This window comes from Geobacillus sp. BK01 (assembly GCF_052220245.1).
Lineage (GTDB): Bacteria > Bacillota > Bacilli > Bacillales > Anoxybacillaceae > Geobacillus.
The window spans coordinates 64,158-83,976 of record NZ_JBQPTH010000001.1; the positions used below are offsets into that span (position 1 = coordinate 64,158).

General features: G+C 53.9%; 15 protein-coding genes and 1 other annotated feature (1 of these 16 running past the window's edge). Of the genes, 14 read left to right on the forward strand and 1 reads right to left on the reverse strand.

The genetic code is table 11. The annotated features are described in order from the left end of the window. Positions 1-168, forward strand: a binding site (T-box leader); it begins 99 nt to the left of the window's first position. 70 nt (positions 169-238) lie between these two features. The 13 genes from ilvB to yihA all read left to right on the forward strand — a co-directional run bounded on the left by ilvB (position 239) and on the right by yihA (position 17,590). Continuing rightward, positions 239-1,972, forward strand: coding sequence for an acetolactate synthase large subunit (gene ilvB / locus ACTVDO_RS00345; RefSeq protein WP_020960788.1), 1,734 nt, complete (start codon positions 239-241; stop codon positions 1,970-1,972). Then, positions 1,951-2,469 carry an acetolactate synthase small subunit gene (gene ilvN, locus ACTVDO_RS00350; protein ID WP_023817697.1) on the forward strand — a complete coding sequence of 173 codons (519 nt, stop codon included), beginning with the start codon at positions 1,951-1,953 and terminating at the stop codon, positions 2,467-2,469. Before ilvB ends, ilvN begins: the two co-directional genes overlap by 22 nt. Before the next feature lie 36 nt (positions 2,470-2,505). Then, on the forward strand, positions 2,506-3,531 hold the full coding sequence (ilvC, locus tag ACTVDO_RS00355; protein WP_020960786.1) for a ketol-acid reductoisomerase: 1,026 nt from the start codon (positions 2,506-2,508) through the stop codon (positions 3,529-3,531). Continuing rightward, positions 3,518-5,065, forward strand: coding sequence for a 2-isopropylmalate synthase (locus ACTVDO_RS00360; RefSeq protein ID WP_020960785.1), 1,548 nt, complete (start codon positions 3,518-3,520; stop codon positions 5,063-5,065). Before ilvC ends, ACTVDO_RS00360 begins: the two co-directional genes overlap by 14 nt. Positions 5,066-5,081: 16 nt before the next feature. Further along, positions 5,082-6,197 (forward strand): 3-isopropylmalate dehydrogenase, encoded by a 1,116-nt coding sequence (gene leuB / locus ACTVDO_RS00365; protein ID WP_442900842.1) that lies wholly within the window; start codon positions 5,082-5,084, stop codon positions 6,195-6,197. Positions 6,198-6,216: 19 nt separating this feature from the next. Continuing rightward, positions 6,217-7,632 (forward strand): 3-isopropylmalate dehydratase large subunit, encoded by a 1,416-nt coding sequence (leuC, locus tag ACTVDO_RS00370; protein ID WP_020960783.1) that lies wholly within the window; start codon positions 6,217-6,219, stop codon positions 7,630-7,632. An 88-nt stretch (positions 7,633-7,720) separates the two neighbouring features. Next, the gene (gene leuD, locus ACTVDO_RS00375; protein ID WP_020960782.1) at positions 7,721-8,314 is read left to right on the forward strand and encodes a 3-isopropylmalate dehydratase small subunit; all 594 of its coding nucleotides are present in this window, start codon (positions 7,721-7,723) and stop codon (positions 8,312-8,314) included. A gap of 338 nt (positions 8,315-8,652) precedes the next feature. Continuing rightward, positions 8,653-9,636, forward strand: coding sequence for a tetratricopeptide repeat protein (locus tag ACTVDO_RS00380; RefSeq protein WP_442900843.1), 984 nt, complete (start codon positions 8,653-8,655; stop codon positions 9,634-9,636). 165 nt (positions 9,637-9,801) lie between these two features. Beyond that, complete coding sequence (gene tig, locus ACTVDO_RS00385; protein WP_442900844.1) at positions 9,802-11,088, forward strand: trigger factor; 1,287 nt, start codon at positions 9,802-9,804, stop codon at positions 11,086-11,088. Positions 11,089-11,315: 227 nt separating this feature from the next. Next, positions 11,316-12,569: an ATP-dependent protease ATP-binding subunit ClpX gene (gene clpX, locus ACTVDO_RS00390; RefSeq protein WP_442900845.1), complete on the forward strand. Its 1,254-nt coding sequence runs from the start codon at positions 11,316-11,318 to the stop codon at positions 12,567-12,569. A 140-nt stretch (positions 12,570-12,709) separates the two neighbouring features. After that, on the forward strand, positions 12,710-14,386 hold the full coding sequence (gene lonB, locus ACTVDO_RS00395; RefSeq protein ID WP_442900846.1) for an ATP-dependent protease LonB: 1,677 nt from the start codon (positions 12,710-12,712) through the stop codon (positions 14,384-14,386). 277 nt (positions 14,387-14,663) lie between these two features. Further along, positions 14,664-17,006, forward strand: coding sequence for an endopeptidase La (lon, locus tag ACTVDO_RS00400; protein ID WP_442900847.1), 2,343 nt, complete (start codon positions 14,664-14,666; stop codon positions 17,004-17,006). Beyond that, positions 17,003-17,590 (forward strand): ribosome biogenesis GTP-binding protein YihA/YsxC, encoded by a 588-nt coding sequence (gene yihA / locus ACTVDO_RS00405; RefSeq protein WP_020960776.1) that lies wholly within the window; start codon positions 17,003-17,005, stop codon positions 17,588-17,590. Before lon ends, yihA begins: the two co-directional genes overlap by 4 nt. Positions 17,591-17,809: 219 nt before the next feature. On the opposite strand, the gene ACTVDO_RS00410 is transcribed toward yihA, so the two are convergent. Continuing rightward, on the reverse strand, positions 17,810-18,295 hold the full coding sequence (locus ACTVDO_RS00410) for a LiaI-LiaF-like domain-containing protein (protein ID WP_020960775.1): 486 nt from the start codon (positions 18,293-18,295) through the stop codon (positions 17,810-17,812). A 164-nt stretch (positions 18,296-18,459) separates the two neighbouring features. Here ACTVDO_RS00410 and hemA point away from each other — a divergent pair, with 164 nt between their 5' ends. Further along, positions 18,460-19,818, forward strand: coding sequence for a glutamyl-tRNA reductase (hemA, locus tag ACTVDO_RS00415; protein ID WP_020960774.1), 1,359 nt, complete (start codon positions 18,460-18,462; stop codon positions 19,816-19,818). Position 19,819 lies beyond the last annotated feature (1 nt).

A 19,819-nucleotide genomic window follows, 5' to 3' on the forward strand; every position in this document is an offset into this window, starting at 1 on the left:
CCGAGCGCCAGCCTGAACGCCAAACGGCTAGTAGGGTTGGACGGGTGGAGATGCGCGCTTCACCCGTTACGAAAACGAGCGGCTGGCTTTGGCTGGTTGCTCCTAAGGCGGCCGTGATGGCCGTGAAGAAGGGTGGTACCGCGGAAAGGAAACCTTTTCGCCCCTTTGGCTGGAAGGACCAGTCATTGTGGGTGGAAAGGTTTTTTATATGGATCACAACCAACGGGGAGGATCGACGATGGCAAAGATGAAAGTGGAGGAACAAGCGAAGACGAAGGCGAGAATGAGCGGGTCGCTGATGCTGATTGAAGCGCTCAAGGCGGAGCAGGTCGAAGTCATTTTCGGCTATCCGGGCGGGGCGGTGCTGCCGCTTTACGACGAGCTGTATAAAGCCGGTGTGTTTCACGTGTTAACGCGTCATGAGCAAGGAGCCATCCATGCGGCGGAAGGGTACGCGCGCATTTCCGGGAAACCCGGGGTTGTCATCGCCACCTCCGGCCCGGGAGCAACAAACATCGTTACCGGGTTGACGGACGCCATGATGGATTCGCTGCCGCTCGTCGTCTTTACCGGGCAAGTGGCGACGAGCGTCATCGGTTCGGACGCGTTCCAAGAGGCGGACGTCGTCGGGATCACGATGCCGATCACGAAGCATAACTACCAAGTGCGCGACATCAGTGAGCTGCCGAAAATTATTAAAGAAGCGTTTCATATTGCGACGACCGGGCGGCCAGGTCCGGTATTGATCGACATTCCAAAAGATGTCACGACGGCCGAAGGGGAATTCGATTACGACCAAGATGTCCACCTGCCCGGCTACCAGCCGACGACACAGCCGAATCATTGGCAAATCCGCCGGCTCGTCGAGGCGGTCAGCCAGTCGAAGCGGCCGGTCATTTTAGCCGGCGCCGGCATCTTGCACGCCAATGCGGCCAGTGAATTGCGGCAATACGCCGAGCAGCAAAACATTCCGGTCGTCCATACGCTCCTTGGCCTTGGTGGGTTCCCGGCCGACCACCCGCTTTTCCTCGGCATGGCCGGCATGCACGGCACGTACACGGCGAATATGGCGCTGTATGAGTGCGACTTGCTGATTAACATCGGCGCCCGCTTTGATGACCGGGTCACCGGCAACTTGAAATATTTTGCGCCAAAGGCGACGGTCGCCCATATTGATATCGATCCGGCGGAAATTGGAAAAAATGTACCGACGAAAATCCCGATCGTCAGCGATGCGAAGGCGGCCTTGCAAGAACTGATCGACCAGCAAGGCAAACCGGCCGACAACGCGGCATGGCTCGCGCAGCTTGATGAGTGGAAGCGGCGCTTCCCGCTTCATTACGAACCGGAAGCCGGCACCATCAAACCGCAAAAGTTGGTCGAAATGATTTACGAATTAACGAATGGTGAGGCGATCGTCACGACCGATGTCGGCCAACATCAAATGTGGGCGGCGCAATATTACAAGTTTAACCGACCGAATCGCTGGGTCACCTCCGGAGGGCTTGGCACGATGGGATTCGGACTGCCGGCAGCGATCGGCGCTCAGCTGGCGGATCGGAGCGCGACTGTCGTTTCGATCGTCGGTGACGGCGGCTTCCAAATGACATTCCAAGAGCTGTCGGTCATCCAAGAGTTAGGTCTGCCGATCAAAGTCGTTATCGTCAACAACCAGGCGCTTGGCATGGTGCGGCAATGGCAGGAACTGTTTTATGACAAACGATACTCCCACTCGCTCATTCCGAACCAACCGGATTTCGTGAAATTAGCGGAAGCGTACGGCATGCCAGGGCTGCGGGCGACAACGGAAGCGGAAGCTGCTGAAGTATTAAAACAAGCGTTTGCCATCGATGGTCCGGTGCTGCTTGACTTCCATGTCCGCGCCGACGAAAACGTCTATCCGATGGTGGCGCCCGGAAAAGGGCTTCATGAAATGGTGGGGGTGAAAGCATGCGAAGAATTATCACAATGACCGTCAACAACCGTCCAGGCGTGTTAAATCGCATCACCGGACTGTTTACGAAGCGGCATTACAACATTGAAAGTATAACTGTCGGCCATACGGAAATCGACGGGGTATCGCGGATGACGTTCGTCGTCAATGTTGATGATGAACGGATCGCCGAACAAATTATTAAGCAGTTGAACAAGCAAATCGATGTGCTGAAGGTCAATGATATTACCGATCAGGCCATCGTCGCCCGCGAGCTGGCGCTCGTGAAAGTGGCGGCAGCTCCGGCGGTTCGTCAAGAAATTTATACGCTCATCGAACCGTTCCGCGCCTCGATCGTCGACGTGAGCAAAGACAGCCTTGTCATTCAAGTCACCGGCGAGCCGGAAAAAGTCGAAGCATTGATTGAGCTGCTGCGCCCGTACGGCATTAAAGAAGTAGCGCGCACCGGAACGACCGCGTTTACCCGCGGGGCGCAAAAGGCGGCAGCCAGCCAGAAGACGGCGTTTATCATTTAACAATACTTACACTACGTGACAAAGGAGAGGGTAATCATGGCAAAAGTATACTATAACGGAGATGCAAACGAACAATATTTGCAAGGAAAAACGGTCGCGATCATCGGTTACGGTTCACAAGGCCATGCCCATGCGCAAAACTTGCGCGACAGCGGCGTCCGTGTCATCGTCGGATTGCGGAAGGGGAAATCGTGGGAACAGGCGGAACAAGACGGCTTTGACGTCTACCCGGTTCGCGAAGCGGCGAAACAGGCGGATATTGTGATGGTGCTGCTGCCGGATGAAAAGCAGCCGGCGGTTTACAAAGAAGAAATCGAACCGGAACTCGAGCCGGGCAATGCGCTTGTATTTGCCCACGGATTTAACATTCATTTCAGCCAAATTGTTCCGCCGGAGCATGTGGATGTCTTTTTAGTTGCCCCAAAAGGACCGGGCCATCTTGTGCGGCGCACGTACGCGGAAGGAGCCGGAGTACCCGCGCTCATCGCTGTCTACCAAGATGTGACCGGGCACGCGAAAGAAACAGCGCTCGCCTACGCGAAAGCGATTGGCTCCGCGCGGGCAGGGGTGCTTGAGACGACGTTCAAGGAAGAAACGGAAACCGACTTGTTTGGCGAACAGGCGGTGCTTTGCGGCGGGCTGACAGCGCTCATTAAAGCCGGGTTTGAAACGCTCGTCGAAGCCGGGTATCAGCCGGAAGTCGCGTATTTTGAATGTTTGCATGAAATGAAGCTGATCGTCGATCTCCTTTACGAAGGCGGCTTGTCGTGGATGCGCTACTCGATTTCCGATACGGCGCAATGGGGCGACTTTATTTCCGGCCCGCGCGTCGTTAACGACGCTGTGAAAGCGGAAATGAAAAACATTTTGCATGACATTCAGACTGGGAAGTTTGCAAAAGGCTGGATTTTGGAAAACCAAGCGAACCGTCCAGAATTTAACGCCATTAACCGGCGTGAGAACGAACATTTGATTGAAGTCGTCGGACGCGAATTGCGGAGCATGATGCCGTTTGTGAAGGCAAAACAAAACGAGGCGGTGGTGCCAGGTGCGAAAAATTAAGTTTTTTGACACAACGTTACGTGACGGGGAACAGTCGGCTGGTGTGAACCTGAACTTGCAAGAAAAGTTGGAGATCGCCCGCCAGCTCGAGCGGCTGCAAGTCGACATTATCGAGGCGGGCTTCCCCGCCTCGTCAAAGGGCGACTTTGAAGCGGTCAAACAAATCGCCGAAACGATAAGAACATGTTCGGTCACCGGGCTGTCACGCTCGGTGAAGGGGGATATTGATGCTGCATGGGAGGCGTTAAAAGGCGGCGCTGAACCCCGGCTCCATTTGTTTATCGCTACATCGCCGATCCATATGGTGCATAAGCTGCGGATGACGCCGGAGCAGGTGATTGAAGCGGCGACCGAAGCGGTGAAATACGCGAAACGTTTCTTCCCGATCGTCCAATGGTCCGCGGAAGATGCTTGCCGGAGCGAGCTGCCGTTTTTGGCGAAAATCGTCACTGAAGTGATCAAAGCTGGCGCTTCAGTGATCAACATTCCAGATACGGTCGGCTATATTACACCAAAAGAGTATGGCGACATTTTCCTCTATTTACGCAACAATGTTCCGAATATTGAAAATGTTTCCCTTTCCGCCCATTGCCATGACGACTTAGGCATGGCGGTCGTCAACTCGCTGTCAGCCATTGAGCACGGGGCAACACAAGTCGAATGCACAATCAACGGCATCGGCGAGCGAGCCGGCAATGCGGCGCTCGAGGAAATCGCTGTCGCCCTTCATATCCGCAAAGACTACTATCAAGTGGAAACGCGTCTGAATCTGCAAGAAATTAAGCGCACGAGCAGTCTAGTCAGCAAGCTGACCGGCATGGTCGTTCCGCCGAATAAAGCGGTCGTCGGCAAAAACGCCTTTGCCCATGAATCAGGCATTCACCAAGATGGTGTTTTAAAAGAAAAAACGACGTACGAAATCATTTCGCCAGAGCTCGTCGGTGTGGCGTCGAACTCGATGGTGCTCGGCAAACATTCCGGGCGCCACGCGCTTCGCAATCGGGTTGAAGAGCTTGGCTACGCGCTTTCGGAAGAGGAAATCAACCAACTGTTCATCCGCTTTAAAGAGTTGGCGGATAAGAAAAAAGATGTTACGGATGATGATTTGATCGCCTTAATTTTCGAGGAGAAGTTCGATCACTTTAAAGATTTTTACCAATTGTCGTCGATCCAAGTGCAATACGGGACAAATCAAATCCCGACAGCGGTCGTCGTTTTAAAAGACGGAAAAGGACGCGACATTCAAGAGGCGGCGACCGGAGCCGGCAGTGTCGAGGCGCTGTACAATACGCTTGAGCGCTGTTTCCAAACAGCGGTGACGCTGCTCGATTACCGGATCGAATCGGTAGGGGGCGGCCGCGATGCGTTAGCACAAGTGTTTGTGAAAGTGCGCGTGCGCGATGTGGAAACAAGCGGGCGCGGCACGGCGCAAGATGTGTTGGAAGCATCGGCGAAAGCGTACATTAATGCGATGAACCGCATGTTTATGATCGAAGCGATGCGTGCCGAAAACGAAAAAGTGGCAACACCATAAAACGGAGGGATTCAATATGGGAAACTATCGGATTGCCGTCTTGCCAGGGGATGGCATCGGTAAAGAAGTGACGTCCGGAGCGGTGGAAGTATTAAAAGCGGTCGGAACCCGGTTTGGCCACGAGTTTACATTCCAATACGGGTTGATTGGCGGAGCGGCGATCGATGAAGCAGGGACGCCGCTCCCTGATGAAACGCTTCGTCTTTGCGAACAAAGCGACGCCGTCTTGCTCGGGGCGGTCGGCGGTCCGAAGTGGGATCAAAATCCTCCGCACTTGCGCCCGGAGAAAGGGCTGCTTGCCATCCGCCAACAGCTTAAGTTGTACGCAAACTTGCGGCCGGTCGTTTGCCATGACAGCTTGGCCGTGTCCTCGCCGCTTAAGCCGGATGTCATCCGCGGCGTCGATTTCATCATTGTCCGCGAGTTGACGGGCGGCATTTACTTTGGTCAACCGAGCGGCCGCGTCGTCGAAAACGGGGAAGAAAAAGCGATTGACACACTCTTATATAAAAAGGAAGAGATCGAACGGATCGTGCGCATGGCGTTTATGCTCGCGCGCGGGCGGAAGAAAAAGGTGACATCGGTTGACAAGGCGAACGTGCTCTCCTCAAGCCGTTTATGGCGGGAAGTGGCCGAAGAGGTCGCCAAACAATTCCCGGACGTAGAGCTCGAGCATATGCTTGTCGACAATGCGGCGATGCAGCTCATCCGCGCGCCGAAACAGTTTGATGTCGTTGTGACGGAAAACATGTTTGGCGATATTTTGAGCGATGAGGCGTCAATGCTGTCCGGTTCGCTCGGGATGCTGCCGTCGGCGAGCTTATCCGCCTCGGGGCCGAGCTTGTATGAGCCGGTGCACGGTTCGGCGCCTGATATCGCCGGCATGCGCAAGGCGAATCCGATTGCCGCGATTTTGTCAGCCGCTATGATGCTTCGCCTGTCGTTCGGGCTCACCGCTGAGGCGGAAGTGATCGAGCATGCGGTGCAGCAGGCGCTCACCGCGGGCTTGCGCACAGCTGATCTAGCGCAAGGCAGCGGGCGCATTGTCTCGACAGATGAAATGGTCGAGGAAATCAAAAACGCAGTGCTGGACTATACCGAGATCGCGCAAATTATGACCGTTTATGCATGAGACGTGCGAGGTGAAGGCCATGAAACCAAAAACGATTATCGAGAAAATATGGGAAAATCATGTCGTCTACCGCGAGGAAGGCAAACCGGATTTGCTGTACATCGATTTGCACTTAGTGCATGAAGTCACTTCCCCGCAGGCGTTTGAGGGGCTGCGCCAAAACGGTCGCAAAGTGCGACGCCCGGACTTGACGTTTGCAACGATGGACCATAACGTGCCGACCGTCAACCGGTTTGTCATCACCGATGAGGTGGCGCGCAACCAAATTGCGGCGCTAGAGCGCAACTGTCGCGAGTTTGGCGTCCCGCTCGCCGATTTGCATAGTGAAGAGCAGGGGATTGTGCACGTGATCGGCCCGGAGCTCGGTTTAACCCAGCCGGGCAAAACGATCGTCTGTGGCGACAGCCATACATCGACACACGGAGCATTTGGCGCCTTGGCATTCGGCATCGGCACCAGCGAAGTCGAGCACGTGTTGGCGACCCAAACGCTTTGGCAGCATAAGCCGAAAACGCTGCAAATCCGCATTAACGGCCAACTTGGCGACGGAGTGACGGCAAAAGACGTTATTTTGGCCATCATCGGCCGTTACGGTGTCGGCGTCGGCACCGGCTATATTATCGAGTTTACCGGCGAGGCGATCCGCCGTATGTCGATGGAAGAGCGGATGACGATTTGCAACATGTCGATTGAAGCCGGAGCGCGCGCCGGTCTCATCAGTCCTGATGAAACGACATTTGCCTATTTGCGCGGCCGCAAATATGCGCCAAAAGGGGAGGAATTCGAGCAGGCGGTCGAACGGTGGCGGGCGCTCGCCAGCGATGAGGGAGCCGAGTATGACAAAACGATCGAAATCGACGCCTCGACCATTGCCCCGATGGTAACGTGGGGCACGAACCCGGCGATGAGCACATCGGTTGACGGGACGGTGCCCGGCCCGGAACAATTTGCAAGCGAAACAGAGCGAAACGCGGTGCGCCGAGCTTTGGAATACATGGGGCTCGAGCCAGGCACACCGATTACGGAAATTCCGGTGCAGCACGTGTTTATCGGCTCTTGTACGAACTCACGCATCAGCGATTTGCGCCAGGCGGCGAACATTATCAAAGGAAAAAAAGTGGCTCCCGGCGTGCGTGCGCTCGTTGTGCCCGGGTCGCAGCAAGTGAAAAAGCAAGCGGAGGAAGAGGGGCTCGCGCAAATTTTCATCGATGCCGGCTTTGAGTGGCGCGATGCCGGCTGCAGCGCCTGTTTAGGCATGAATCCGGACATCATTCCGGAAGGGGAGCATTGCGCTTCCACGTCGAACCGCAACTTTGAAGGGCGGCAAGGAAAAGGGGCGCGCACGCATCTCGTCAGCCCGGCGATGGCCGCCGCTGCCGCCATTTACGGCCGCTTTGTCGACGTGCGGCAGCTTGAGGCTGAGCCGGCCCGATGACGGACGGTTCTGGAAGTGGCTGCATCACGTTTTGAGGATATCCGCTTTTGGAACGGTGACTCATACATCTGACGGAAGGGGAGAGACGATGAAGCCGTTTACGATTCACCGCGGGAAAACCGCCGGCATCGACCGAGCGAATATCGATACCGACCAAATCATCCCAAAACAGTTTCTAAAACGGATCGAGCGCACCGGATTCGGCCAGTTTCTATTTTATGATTGGCGGTATTTGAGCGACGGTACGCCGAACCCGGAGTTTGAGCTGAACCGTCCGGAAAATGAAGGGGCAACAATTCTTGTCGCCGGCGAAAATTTTGGCTGCGGCTCGTCGCGCGAGCACGCGCCGTGGGCGCTTCAAGATTACGGATTTCGCGCGATCATCGCCCCGTCATTTGCCGATATTTTTTACAATAACTGCTTAAAGAATGGGCTGCTGCCGATCCGGCTTGATCAGGAAGATGTCCGCTATCTATTGCGCCAAAGCGAGCGCGCCGACTATGAGCTGACTGTGTCGCTTGAAGAGCAGCGCGTGTTTGATGACGAAGGGTTTTCGCGCCCGTTTGACATTGACCCGTACCGAAAACAGCTGCTCTTAAAAGGATGGGACGAGATTGATTTAACGTTTGTATACGAACCACATATTGCCGCCTATGAGCAAAAACATTGTCCGCGGCCGTAAGCGCTCTGCGTTTGGCGCGTCAATGCAACGCGAATGGAGGGTGTCCCAAAAGCGACGGGACACCCTTTTTTATCATCCTGAACCGGGAAGCGTCCGCTTCCATGTGTGAGCGTCAGTGGGGAATATCGCTCCGTACATGCGCTACTCGCTTTCGTCCGGCTATATCTTGTCCCTTTCTTAGAGGCAGACGACTTTTTGGACCAGTTCTGGTTCTTTCCTTGGCTGTGAGAGCATGGGCGTGCCGTCATCATTTTGTCCCGGTGTGCAACAACGCACAGCTTGTTTCACTGGAGAAAACTTGCTACACTTGTGGTAAATGCAAATGGGAGCAGGCGAAGATGGGAAACGGAAAAAAAGGAAAAATCATTATGTTTCCGCAAACGAAAGAACGGTTGATCGAAGAGGCGTTCGCGGCGCTCGAAGCAAAGCAGTACAAGGAAGCGCTCCGTTTTTTGCGCGCCGCCGAACAGCTTGGCGAGGGCAGTTTTCCGATCCGGCTCGGGCTTGCGGTTTGCTGCTACGAACTCGGGGAATACGATGAGGCACAATGGCGTCTGGCCGCGTTGCTTAACGAACAGCCGAACAACAGCGAACTGCTGCAAATGTACGTTGCCCTGCTGTTGCAAACAAACCGATACCGCGAAGCGGAAACATTGATCCGCTCCGCCTTGCGCCGCCAGACGTTGCCGGTTTCGCTGCGCGAACAGCTTCGCCAGCTGCTCCGGTTCAGCGAAAAAATGAATGCCCGCCCATTGCCGCCCGCCGAACGGAAGCGGGTGAAACGATTGCTTGAATCGGAGGATATCGCCGAGCACATGCAGCTTATTAAACAGTTGGAAAAGGAAGACATCGCCCCGGTACTGTCGTTGCTTAAGCAATATTTAAGTGAACCGAAAAAAAGCCCGATGGCGAAAACGATGCTGCTTCGGCTTTTGACGGTAAAACAGATCGACGAGGCGGTGACGGTCGAGAAGTTTGGCCGTCTCATCGATGTCGTCCCCTCCGCCTTGAACGAACAGGCGGAAACGGAATTCGCTTCAACGCTGCTCCGCCTGCTTGAACAGCGGCTCACTGCTGAAAGCCCAAGCTTATATGAAACCGCGTCGGAAATTTGGCTTCGTTATGCGTACATCTTGTATCCGTTCCCGCCGGAACCGGCCGATGCTGACCTATGGCTTGCCGCCCTCCATTGGATGGCGAGCCGCTTTCAAGGGATGGATGCTGATATGGACACATTGGCCGCCCGCTACGGCGTAGCGGCGGCGGAGATGGCGAAGCTTTGCAAAAAGCTGCACGAAATAGAGAAACTTTCCTACCTCTAATGGATGGTTCTGTATTGAAACATGGCTTTTGTATGTTATAATATAATGGCTGTGCTATGTATCTGTTTTCGCATACTTGGCTACATAATATGGACATAATAACAGGATAATGGACAAGCAGACTGCGCCATGATCCGAGCAATGATTTTAGGTGGAGGGAACAGTATGTCAGTCAAATGGGAAAAGCTTGAAGGAAACGAAGGGGTATTGACCGTTGAGGTCGATGCAGAACAGGTGAACAAAGGCTTGGACGCCGCGTTCAAAAAAGTGGTGAAAAACGTCACGCTTCCGGGCTTCCGTAAAGGGAAAGTGCCGCGTGTCTTGTTTGAAAAACGGTTTGGCGTTGAAGCGCTCTACCAAGACGCGCTCGATATTTTGCTGCCGGAAGCGTATGCGAAAGCGGTTGAAGAAGCAGGCATTGAGCCGGTATCGATGCCGGAAATCGACATTGAGCAAATGGAAAAAGGGAAAAGCTTAATTTTTAAAGCGAAAGTGACCGTGAAACCGGAAGTAAAGCTCGGCCAATACAAAGGGCTTGAAGTCGAAAAAATGGATGCGACGGTGACGGACGAAGATGTCGAAAATGAGCTGAAGCGCCTGCAAGAAAACTATGCCGAACTGGTCGTCAAAGAAGACGGGACAGTAGAAAACGGCGATACGGCTGTCATTGACTTTGAAGGGTTTGTCGACGGCGAACCGTTTGAAGGCGGCAAAGCGGAAAACTATTCGCTCGAAATCGGTTCCGGGACGTTCATTCCTGGATTTGAAGAGCAGCTTGTCGGCATGAAAGCGGGCGAAGAAAAAGAAATTGAAGTCACCTTCCCGGAAGAGTACCATGCGGAACAACTCGCTGGCAAACCGGCGGTGTTCAAGGTGAAAGTGCACGAAGTGAAAGCGAAACAACTGCCGGCGCTTGACGATGAATTTGCGAAAGACGTCGATGAAGAGGTCGAAACGCTTGACGAATTGAAGGCGAAAATTCGCGCCCGCCTGGAAGAAGCGAAAAAGAACGAGGCGGAAGCGGCGGTGCGCAACGCGGTCGTCGAGAAAGCAGCGGCCAACGCGGAAATTGACATTCCGGCTGTCATGGTACAAAACGAGACCGACCGGATGCTTCGCGAATTTGACCAGCGCCTGCAAATGCAAGGGCTGAACTTGCAGCTGTATTACCAGTTTTCCGGCCAAGACGAAGCGGCGCTGCGCGAGCAAATGAAAGAAGACGCCGAAAAACGGGTTCGCGCGGCTCTGACGCTTGAAGCGATCGCCGAAGCGGAAAACATCGACGTGACGGACGAAGAAGTGAACGAAGAGCTCGAAAAAATGGCGGCAGCCTACAACTTGAGCGTTGACAAGTTAAAAGAGCTGCTCGGCAGCTTGGACGGCGTCAAAGAAGATGTAAAATGGCGGAAAACGGTCGATTTTCTTGTAGAGCATAGCACGGTTGCGGCATAATAATAAAGTGAAAGAACAAGGCGCGAGACGTTCGTGCCTTGTTCTTTATCTCAATCATGGCGTTTGAAGAGTGACTTTTCAAACTTTTCTAACACATCATGGATTTTTCATTCGCCTTTTTAGGAACATTTATGGTAAAATAGCGAATACATAAGTTTTGGGCAACAAAGGATGGCGAGGCACGATACATAACGCAGGCGTGATTCCGTTAGCAAGGGGTGAATAACATGTTTAAATTTAATGATGAAAAAGGGCAATTGAAGTGTTCGTTTTGCGGCAAAACGCAAGATCAAGTGCGCAAGCTCGTTGCCGGGCCGGGGGTTTACATTTGCGATGAGTGCATCGAGCTATGCACGGAGATCGTGGAAGAAGAGCTGGGCAATGAAGAAGAATTTGAATTTAAAGATGTGCCAAAGCCGGTGGAAATCCGGGAAATTTTGGACGAATATGTCATTGGCCAAGATGAAGCGAAGAAATCGCTTGCTGTCGCCGTTTACAACCATTATAAACGGATTAACTCCGGCAGCAAAATTGACGATGTCGAGTTGTCGAAAAGCAACATTTTGATGATCGGGCCGACCGGAAGTGGGAAAACGCTCTTGGCCCAAACATTGGCGCGCATTTTAAACGTGCCGTTTGCCATCGCCGATGCAACATCGCTCACAGAAGCCGGTTATGTCGGCGAGGATGTTGAAAACATTTTGCTGAAGCTCATCCAAGCGGCTGATTACGACGTTGAACGGGCAGAAAAAGGCATTATTTACATCGACGAAATCGATAAAATCGCCCGCAAGTCGGAAAACCCTTCCATTACCCGCGATGTTTCAGGTGAAGGGGTGCAACAGGCGCTGCTGAAAATTTTGGAAGGAACGATCGCCAGCGTTCCACCGCAGGGCGGCCGCAAACATCCGCACCAAGAGTTTATCCAAATCGACACGACGAACATTTTGTTCATTTGCGGCGGAGCGTTTGACGGCATTGAGCCGATTATTAAGCGCCGCCTCGGCAAAAAAGTGATCGGATTTGGGGCTGAAATGAACCAGGCAGACATGGATGAGAAAAACTTGCTGTCGAAAGACTTGCTTAAATTTGGGCTCATTCCGGAGTTCATCGGCCGGCTGCCGGTCATTACCACGCTTGAACCGCTCGATGAGCAGGCACTCATTGAAATTTTGACGAAACCGAAAAATGCAATTGTAAAGCAGTACAAAAAAATGCTCGAGCTTGACGGCGTTGAGCTTGAGTTTGAAGAAGCGGCGCTTCATGAAATCGCGAAAAAAGCGATCGAACGGAAAACCGGTGCGCGCGGCCTTCGGTCGATCATCGAAGGGATTATGCTTGATGTTATGTTTGAGCTCCCGTCGCGCGAAGATGTGCAAAAGTGCGTCATTACCCTCGACACCGTGCGCGGCACAAAGCCGCCGAAACTCATTCGCCACGACGGTACGGTGGTCGAGCATGAACGGAAAACGTCCGCTTAATGAGAAAACCGCCTTTTACGGCGGTTTCTTTTTTTGTGCCATGCCCCGGGCGTCGGCAGCCGCTTTTTTTGTTTATTCCCACCAGTTCGCGGAGATACTATCATACTACATACTACTTGAAGGCAGGAGGATATCGGGGCATGGATTGGACAAATATCGTGCTTGTCATTCAGTTGTTTTTCGGGGTCATCATTGGCCTTTATTTTTGGAATTTGTTAAAAGGGCAGCGTGTGCAAAAAGTATCCATCGATAAAGAATCGCGCAAAGAGATGGAGCAGCTCCGCAAGCTGCGTTCGATTTCGCTCACCGAGCCGCTGGCGGAAAAAGTGCGACCGAAAAGTTTTGACGATATTGTCGGCCAGGAAGACGGCATCAAGGCGCTAAAAGCGGCGCTGTGCGGTCCGAACCCGCAACATGTCATCATTTATGGACCGCCTGGCGTCGGTAAGACGGCCGCGGCCCGGCTCGTGCTGGAAGAAGCAAAAAAAAATCCGCTCTCCCCGTTTAAGAAAAACGCCGTATTCGTTGAACTGGATGCAACGACAGCGCGCTTTGACGAGCGGGGCATCGCCGACCCGCTCATCGGCTCGGTGCACGATCCGATCTACCAAGGAGCCGGGGCGATGGGACAAGCTGGCATTCCTCAGCCGAAGCAAGGGGCGGTGACGAACGCCCATGGCGGCGTTTTGTTTATTGATGAAATTGGTGAACTCCATCCGATTCAAATGAACAAGCTGCTAAAAGTGCTTGAAGATCGGAAAGTATTTTTTGAAAGCGCCTACTACAGCAAAGAAAACCCGCAAATTCCAAGCCATATTCATGACATTTTCCAAAACGGGCTGCCGGCTGATTTCCGCCTCATCGGGGCGACGACGCGAACGCCAAACGAGATTCCTCCGGCCATTCGTTCCCGTTGTTTGGAAGTGTTTTTCCGTGAGCTTGATCAAGACGAAATCGCCTTAATCGCGAAAAAAGCGGCGGAAAAAATTCGCTTGAATGTCTCCGAAAGCGGTATTCGCCTCCTTGCCGCCTATGCGCGCAACGGCCGGGAAGCGGTCAACATCATGCAGATCGCTGCCGGCATGGCCATTACAGAGAACCGGGAGAAAATTTTAGACAAAGATATCGAATGGGTCATTCACTCAAGCCAAATGGCACCGCGCTATGAGAAGAAAATCGCTTCCGCTCCGGCTGTCGGTGTGGTGAACGGGTTGGCTGTGTACGGGCCAAACACCGGTGCGCTTCTCGAAATCGAAGTGACGGCCTTGCCGGCGAAAGGAAAAGGGTCGATTAATGTGACCGGCATTGTTGAGGAAGAAAGCATCGGCAGCGCGGAAAAATCGGTGCGCCGCAAAAGCATGGCGCGCGGCTCAGCGGAAAACGTCATTACTGTGCTGCGGGCGATGGGCGTGCCGGCGGACCGCTACGATATTCATGTCAATTTTCCGGGTGGCGTACCGGTCGACGGCCCTTCGGCCGGGGTGGCGATCGCGGTCGGCATTTACTCGGCTATTTACCAGCTGCCGGTCGATCATACCGTCGCGATGACCGGAGAGATTAGCATCCGCGGCTACCTCAAACCGGTCGGCGGAGTGTTTGCCAAAATTAAAGCAGCCAAGCAAGCCGGAGCGAAAAAAGTCATTATTCCGATTGAGAACATGCAGTCGTTGCTGCGGGAAGTAAGCGGCATTCAAATTATCGCCGTCCGCCGCCTTGAAGAAGCGCTCGCTCACGTGTTCGGTGAAGAAACGCTCCGTCGGGGAACCGCGTTTTTGCCAGCTGCTGCAGCCGACCGTTCGGAGAAAAAACTCGTTTAGCCAAAGAGGAACGATGGCGGAAAGGAGCGCGTCCGCCTGCCCTTGGCGGCTGCGGAACACACCGTCTCGTGTGCGGTCGCTATATGATGCGGCCGGTTATCGGGCGGGAGCCACTGTTTGACCAGTTGTCAGCGCACGGCTTCGGCGCAACCGGATGATCGCCGGAGTCGGTTTTTCTTTGTCTTCCGACAGGCAGCAGGCAGTTACCTCGTTTGGTGTTCGTCAAATTTTACAAATCTGGCTGTCGTACTATACAATAAACGAATAGAAGCGAGATATGGAGGTGTTCGGCGTGAACGGAAAGAAAAAGGAGACGGTCGTTCCGCTTTTGCCGCTGCGGGGATTGCTTGTGTTTCCGACGATGGTGCTCCATTTGGACGTCGGGCGCGAGAAATCGGTGAAAGCGCTCGAACAGGCGATGGTCGAGGATCATATGATTTTGCTGACATCACAAAAAGATGTCGGCATCGACGAACCAGATATGGACGACTTATATAAAATGGGGACGATTGCCCGCGTCAAGCAGCTGCTTAAACTGCCGAATGGCACGTTTCGCGTACTTGTTGAAGGGGTGGCGCGCGCGCTCATCACCGAAGTCATCAGCGAGGAGCCGTATTTTTCCGTCAAGATTGAAAAGTTTGCCGACCGGGCGGCGAAAGATTTAGAAGACGAGGCGCTCAAGCGGACGATGCTCGAATATTTCGAGCAGTACATAAATTTATCGAAGCGGCTGTCGGCTGACATTTACGCATCGATCGTTGATATTGACGAGCCGGGCCGCATGGCTGATATTATCGCCTCACATTTGCCGCTCAAGCTTGAAGAAAAACAGCGCATCTTAGAAACGATCGATGTAAAAGAACGACTGAACGAAATTATTCGCATTTTGCACAACGAGAAAGAAGTGCTCCAACTCGAGAAAAAAATTAGCGCCCGCGTCAAGCAGTCGATGGAGCGGACGCAAAAAGAGTACTATTTGCGCGAGCAAATGAAAGCCATTCAAAAAGAGCTCGGCGAAAAGGAAGGAAAAACGGGTGAAGTCGAGGCGCTCAAAGAGAAAATCGAGGCGGCCGGCATGCCGGAACATGTGAAAGAGACGGCGCTCAAGGAGCTGGACCGCTACGAAAAAATTCCGGCAACATCAGCGGAAAGCGCGGTCATCCGCAACTACTTAGACTGGCTCATCGCTTTGCCTTGGTCGAAAGAAACGGAAGACATCCACGACATTAAACGGGCGGAAGCCATTTTAAACGAGGAACATTATGGGCTCGATAAGGTGAAAGAACGGGTGCTTGAATTTTTGTCCGTACAGCAGTTGACGCGATCGTTAAAGGGGCCGATTCTTTGCCTCGCCGGACCACCGGGGGTCGGAAAAACATCGCTTGCCCGCTCGGTCGCCAAAGCGCTTGGCCGCCGCTTTGTCCGCATGTCGCTCGGCGGCGTGCGCGACGAGTCGGAAATTCGCGGCCATCGCCGCACATACGTCGGGGCGATGCCAGGCCGCATCATCCAAGGCATGAAAAAAGCAGGTACGATCAACCCGGTCTTTTTGCTTGATGAGATCGACAAAATGTCGAGCGATTTTCGCGGCGATCCGTCTGCCGCCATGCTCGAGGTGCTCGATCCGGAACAAAACCATACGTTCAGCGATCATTATATTGAAGAGCCGTACGATTTGTCGAAAGTGATGTTTATTGCCACCGCCAACAACTTGGCGACCATTCCGCAGCCGTTGTTGGACCGGATGGAAGTGATTCACATTCCGGGCTATACGGAAGTCGAAAAGCTTCATATCGCCAAACGGCATTTGCTGCCGAAACAGCTCGATGAGCACGGCTTGAAAAAGGCGGCACTCCAGGTTCGTGATGACGCGATGGTCGATATCATCCGCCACTATACGCGGGAAGCCGGCGTTCGGGAGCTTGAGCGGCAGCTTGCCGCCATTTGCCGGAAGGCGGCCCGTCTCATTGTCTCCGGCGAGAAAAAGCGGGTTGTCATTACAGAAAACAATGTCGAAGAATTTTTAGGAAAGCGAAAATACCGCTACGGCCAGGCGGAAGCGGAAGATCAAGTCGGTGTGGCAACCGGACTCGCGTACACCGCGTTTGGCGGCGATACGCTCGCCATCGAAGTGTCGCTCGCGAAAGGAAACGGCAAGCTCGTCTTGACCGGAAAGCTCGGCGATGTGATGAAAGAATCGGCGCAAGCGGCGTTCAGCTATGTACGCTCGCGCGCTGAGGAGCTCGGCATTGACCCGAAATTTCATGAAACGTATGACATTCATATTCATGTTCCGGAAGGCGCGGTGCCAAAAGACGGGCCGTCCGCGGGCATTACGATCGCGACCGCACTCATTTCCGCGTTGACGGGCAAGCCGGTGAGCCGGTTTGTCGGCATGACCGGGGAAATTACGCTGCGCGGCAGGGTGCTCGCGATCGGAGGCTTAAAAGAGAAAACGTTAAGCGCCCACCGTGCCGGACTGAAAACGGTCATTTTGCCAAAAGACAATGAAAAAGATTTAGCCGACATTCCGGAAACGGTGAAGCGCGACTTGCACTTTGTGCTTGTTTCCCATCTTGATGAAGTGTTGCCGCACGCGCTCGTGGGGTGGGAACGGTGAACGTGACAAAAGCGGAAATCGTGATCAGCGCTGTCAAGCCGGAGCAATATCCGGACGGCGGGCGGCCGGAGGTGGCGCTCGCCGGCCGTTCAAACGTCGGAAAATCATCGTTCATCAACAAAATGATCAACCGGAAAAACTTGGCGCGCACGTCATCAAAGCCAGGCAAAACGCAGACGTTGAACTTTTATTTGATTAACGATGCGTTTTACTTCGTCGACGTGCCCGGCTATGGCTTTGCCCGCGTCTCAAAGCAGGAGCGGCAAAAATGGGGGAAAATGATGGAGACGTATTTTACGACGCGCAAGCCGCTTAAAGCGGCGCTTCTGCTCGTCGATTTGCGCCATCCGCCGACGAAAGACGATGTGATGATGTACGAGTTTTTGAAGCATTATGACATTCCGGTCATCGTGATCGCGACCAAAGCCGATAAAGTGCCGCGCGGCAAGCAGGCAAAACAGGCGAAAATCGCGCGTGAAACGTTGAATATGGCTGGCGGCGACCCGCTCATTTTGTTTTCCGCTGAGACCGGGCAGGGGAAAGACGAGGCGTGGGCGGCGATCATGCCGTTTTTAGCCGGGTGACGGAAAGAGGCGTCCCGTTTTTGGAGGGGGCGCCTTTTTAGGAAGTTGGGGGAAGGAGAACATTGCACCCCAACACCGTGTTCCGAATTGCACAACTTTGTTTGCGGCGCCATAACGGCATTCCGTGCGATGTTGACAAATCCGGCGAGTCTGTTGTTCACCAGCCTTTTCGGCCCGCCGGCCGTCCGTTTCGTTAGCGGAAACCGCTTTTTCGCCCGCTTACTTCCGTTTGGCCCATAGCACATACATTCCAACGGCGATCAGCCCGAGCGGCCAAAACGTCCAGACGGAAGAAAGCCCGGTTTGCAAGAGTTGAAAGAGCGGCTGGCCGCGGCCGGAAAACGTGAACACCACCGCAAGAAACAAAAAAAAGACACCGAAGCCGGCTCCGCTTTTTTGCTTGCGGCTGCTGGCCAAAAAGGCGAGCGCGATAAGGAAAAAAAACATATTGGTCCCGCGCGGCCAAGACGGAAATGCGCCGGCGAGCAGCAGCTCGACGCCGAAGCCGAGCAAAAGGAAGCCAGGGAAGACATAATGGTACTCGCGCGCCGAGTACGCTTGGCCGAGCAGGGCGGCGCCGCAAATGGCAAGCAAAGCCGGCCAGCCTTGAAAAAGACGCAAAAATGGGATTGACAGCTGCGCGGCAAGGAAGTACAGCCCAAGCCCAATGAACAAGATGCCGGAGAAGGCGGCTTTGTTTTTCATGGTCATGTCCCCCGTTTCCCATGTAGACATGTTTGTGGTAGAATGGTCACTGTATACAGTTTATCATAGCTGGCGATGGATGTTCACAATTTTTTCAAATCGGAGTGGTGGACAGCTATGGTATAATATGTAGAAGGGATTTGCCTAAAAGGGGGGATTGCACTGTGCAAGTCATCGTTGTCGGCGTGAACTATAAAACCGCCCCTGTAGAAATTCGTGAAAAACTGGCGTTTAGCGAGACCGAGCTCGGCGAAGCGATGCAACGGCTCGCCAAGCAAAAAAGCGTGCTCGAAAACGTCATTGTGTCGACATGCAACCGGACGGAAATTTACGCGGTCGTCGATCAACTGCATACCGGCCGTTACTATATCAAATCGTTTTTAGCCGAATGGTTTGGCTTCGAGACGGAAGCGATCGCCCCGTACTTGCTTGTCTTTGAAGGGGAGGCGGCCGTCGGCCATTTGTTCCGTGTCACTGCCGGCTTAGATTCGATGGTGCTCGGGGAAACGCAAATTTTAGGGCAAGTGAAAGACAGCTATTTGCTCGCCCAAGAGATTGGGGCGACCGGCACGATTTTCAACCATCTGTTTAAACAGGCGGTGACGTTTGCCAAGCGCGCTCATTCGGAAACCGGCATCGGCGCGCATGCTGTATCGGTCAGCTATGCGGCCGTTGAGCTGGCGAAGAAAATTTTTGGCCGCCTGGCGGATAAGCACGTGTTGATCATCGGTGCCGGCAAAATGGGCGCATTGGCGGCGCAAAACTTGTATGGCAGCGGCGCCGGCAAAGTCACAGTCGTCAACCGGACGCTCGACAAAGCGAAGCAGCTCGCCGCACAGTTCGCCGGCGAGGCGAAGCCGCTCAGCGAACTGTCGTGTGCGCTTCTGGAAGCGGACATCGTCATCAGCTCGACCGGAGCAAAAGGCTACATGTTGACAAAAGAGATGGTGGCGCCGCTCGAGAAAATGCGCAAAGGCCGCCCGCTCTTTATGGTCGACATCGCCGTGCCGCGCGATTTGGATCCGGCGTTGGCCGATTTGGAGACGGTCTTTTTGTACGATATTGACGATTTGCAAGATGTGGTGGCCGCCAATTTGGCCGAGCGGCAAAAAGCAGCGGCCCGCATTGAAACGATGCTGGAGGCCGAACTTGTTGCGTTCAGCCAATGGCTGCAGACGCTCGGGGTCGTGCCGGTCATTGCGGCGCTGCGTGAAAAAGCGCTCGCCATTCAGGCGGAAACGATGAAAAGCTTGGAGCGGAAGCTGCCGCACTTGTCGGAGCGCGACCGGAAAGTGCTGAACAAGCATACGAAAAGCATCATCAACCAGCTGCTCCGCGATCCGATTTTGCAGGCGAAAGAGCTCGCTGCCAGCCCGAACGCCGAGGAGGCGCTCGAGCTGTTTATGAAAATTTTTAATATCGAAGATGCGGTGAAAGCGCAGCAACAGGGGATGAAGCGGGAAGAAGCAGTGCGGCACGACCGGCAGCAAGCGGAAGCGGCCCATCCGTCGTGGCAGCTGTAAG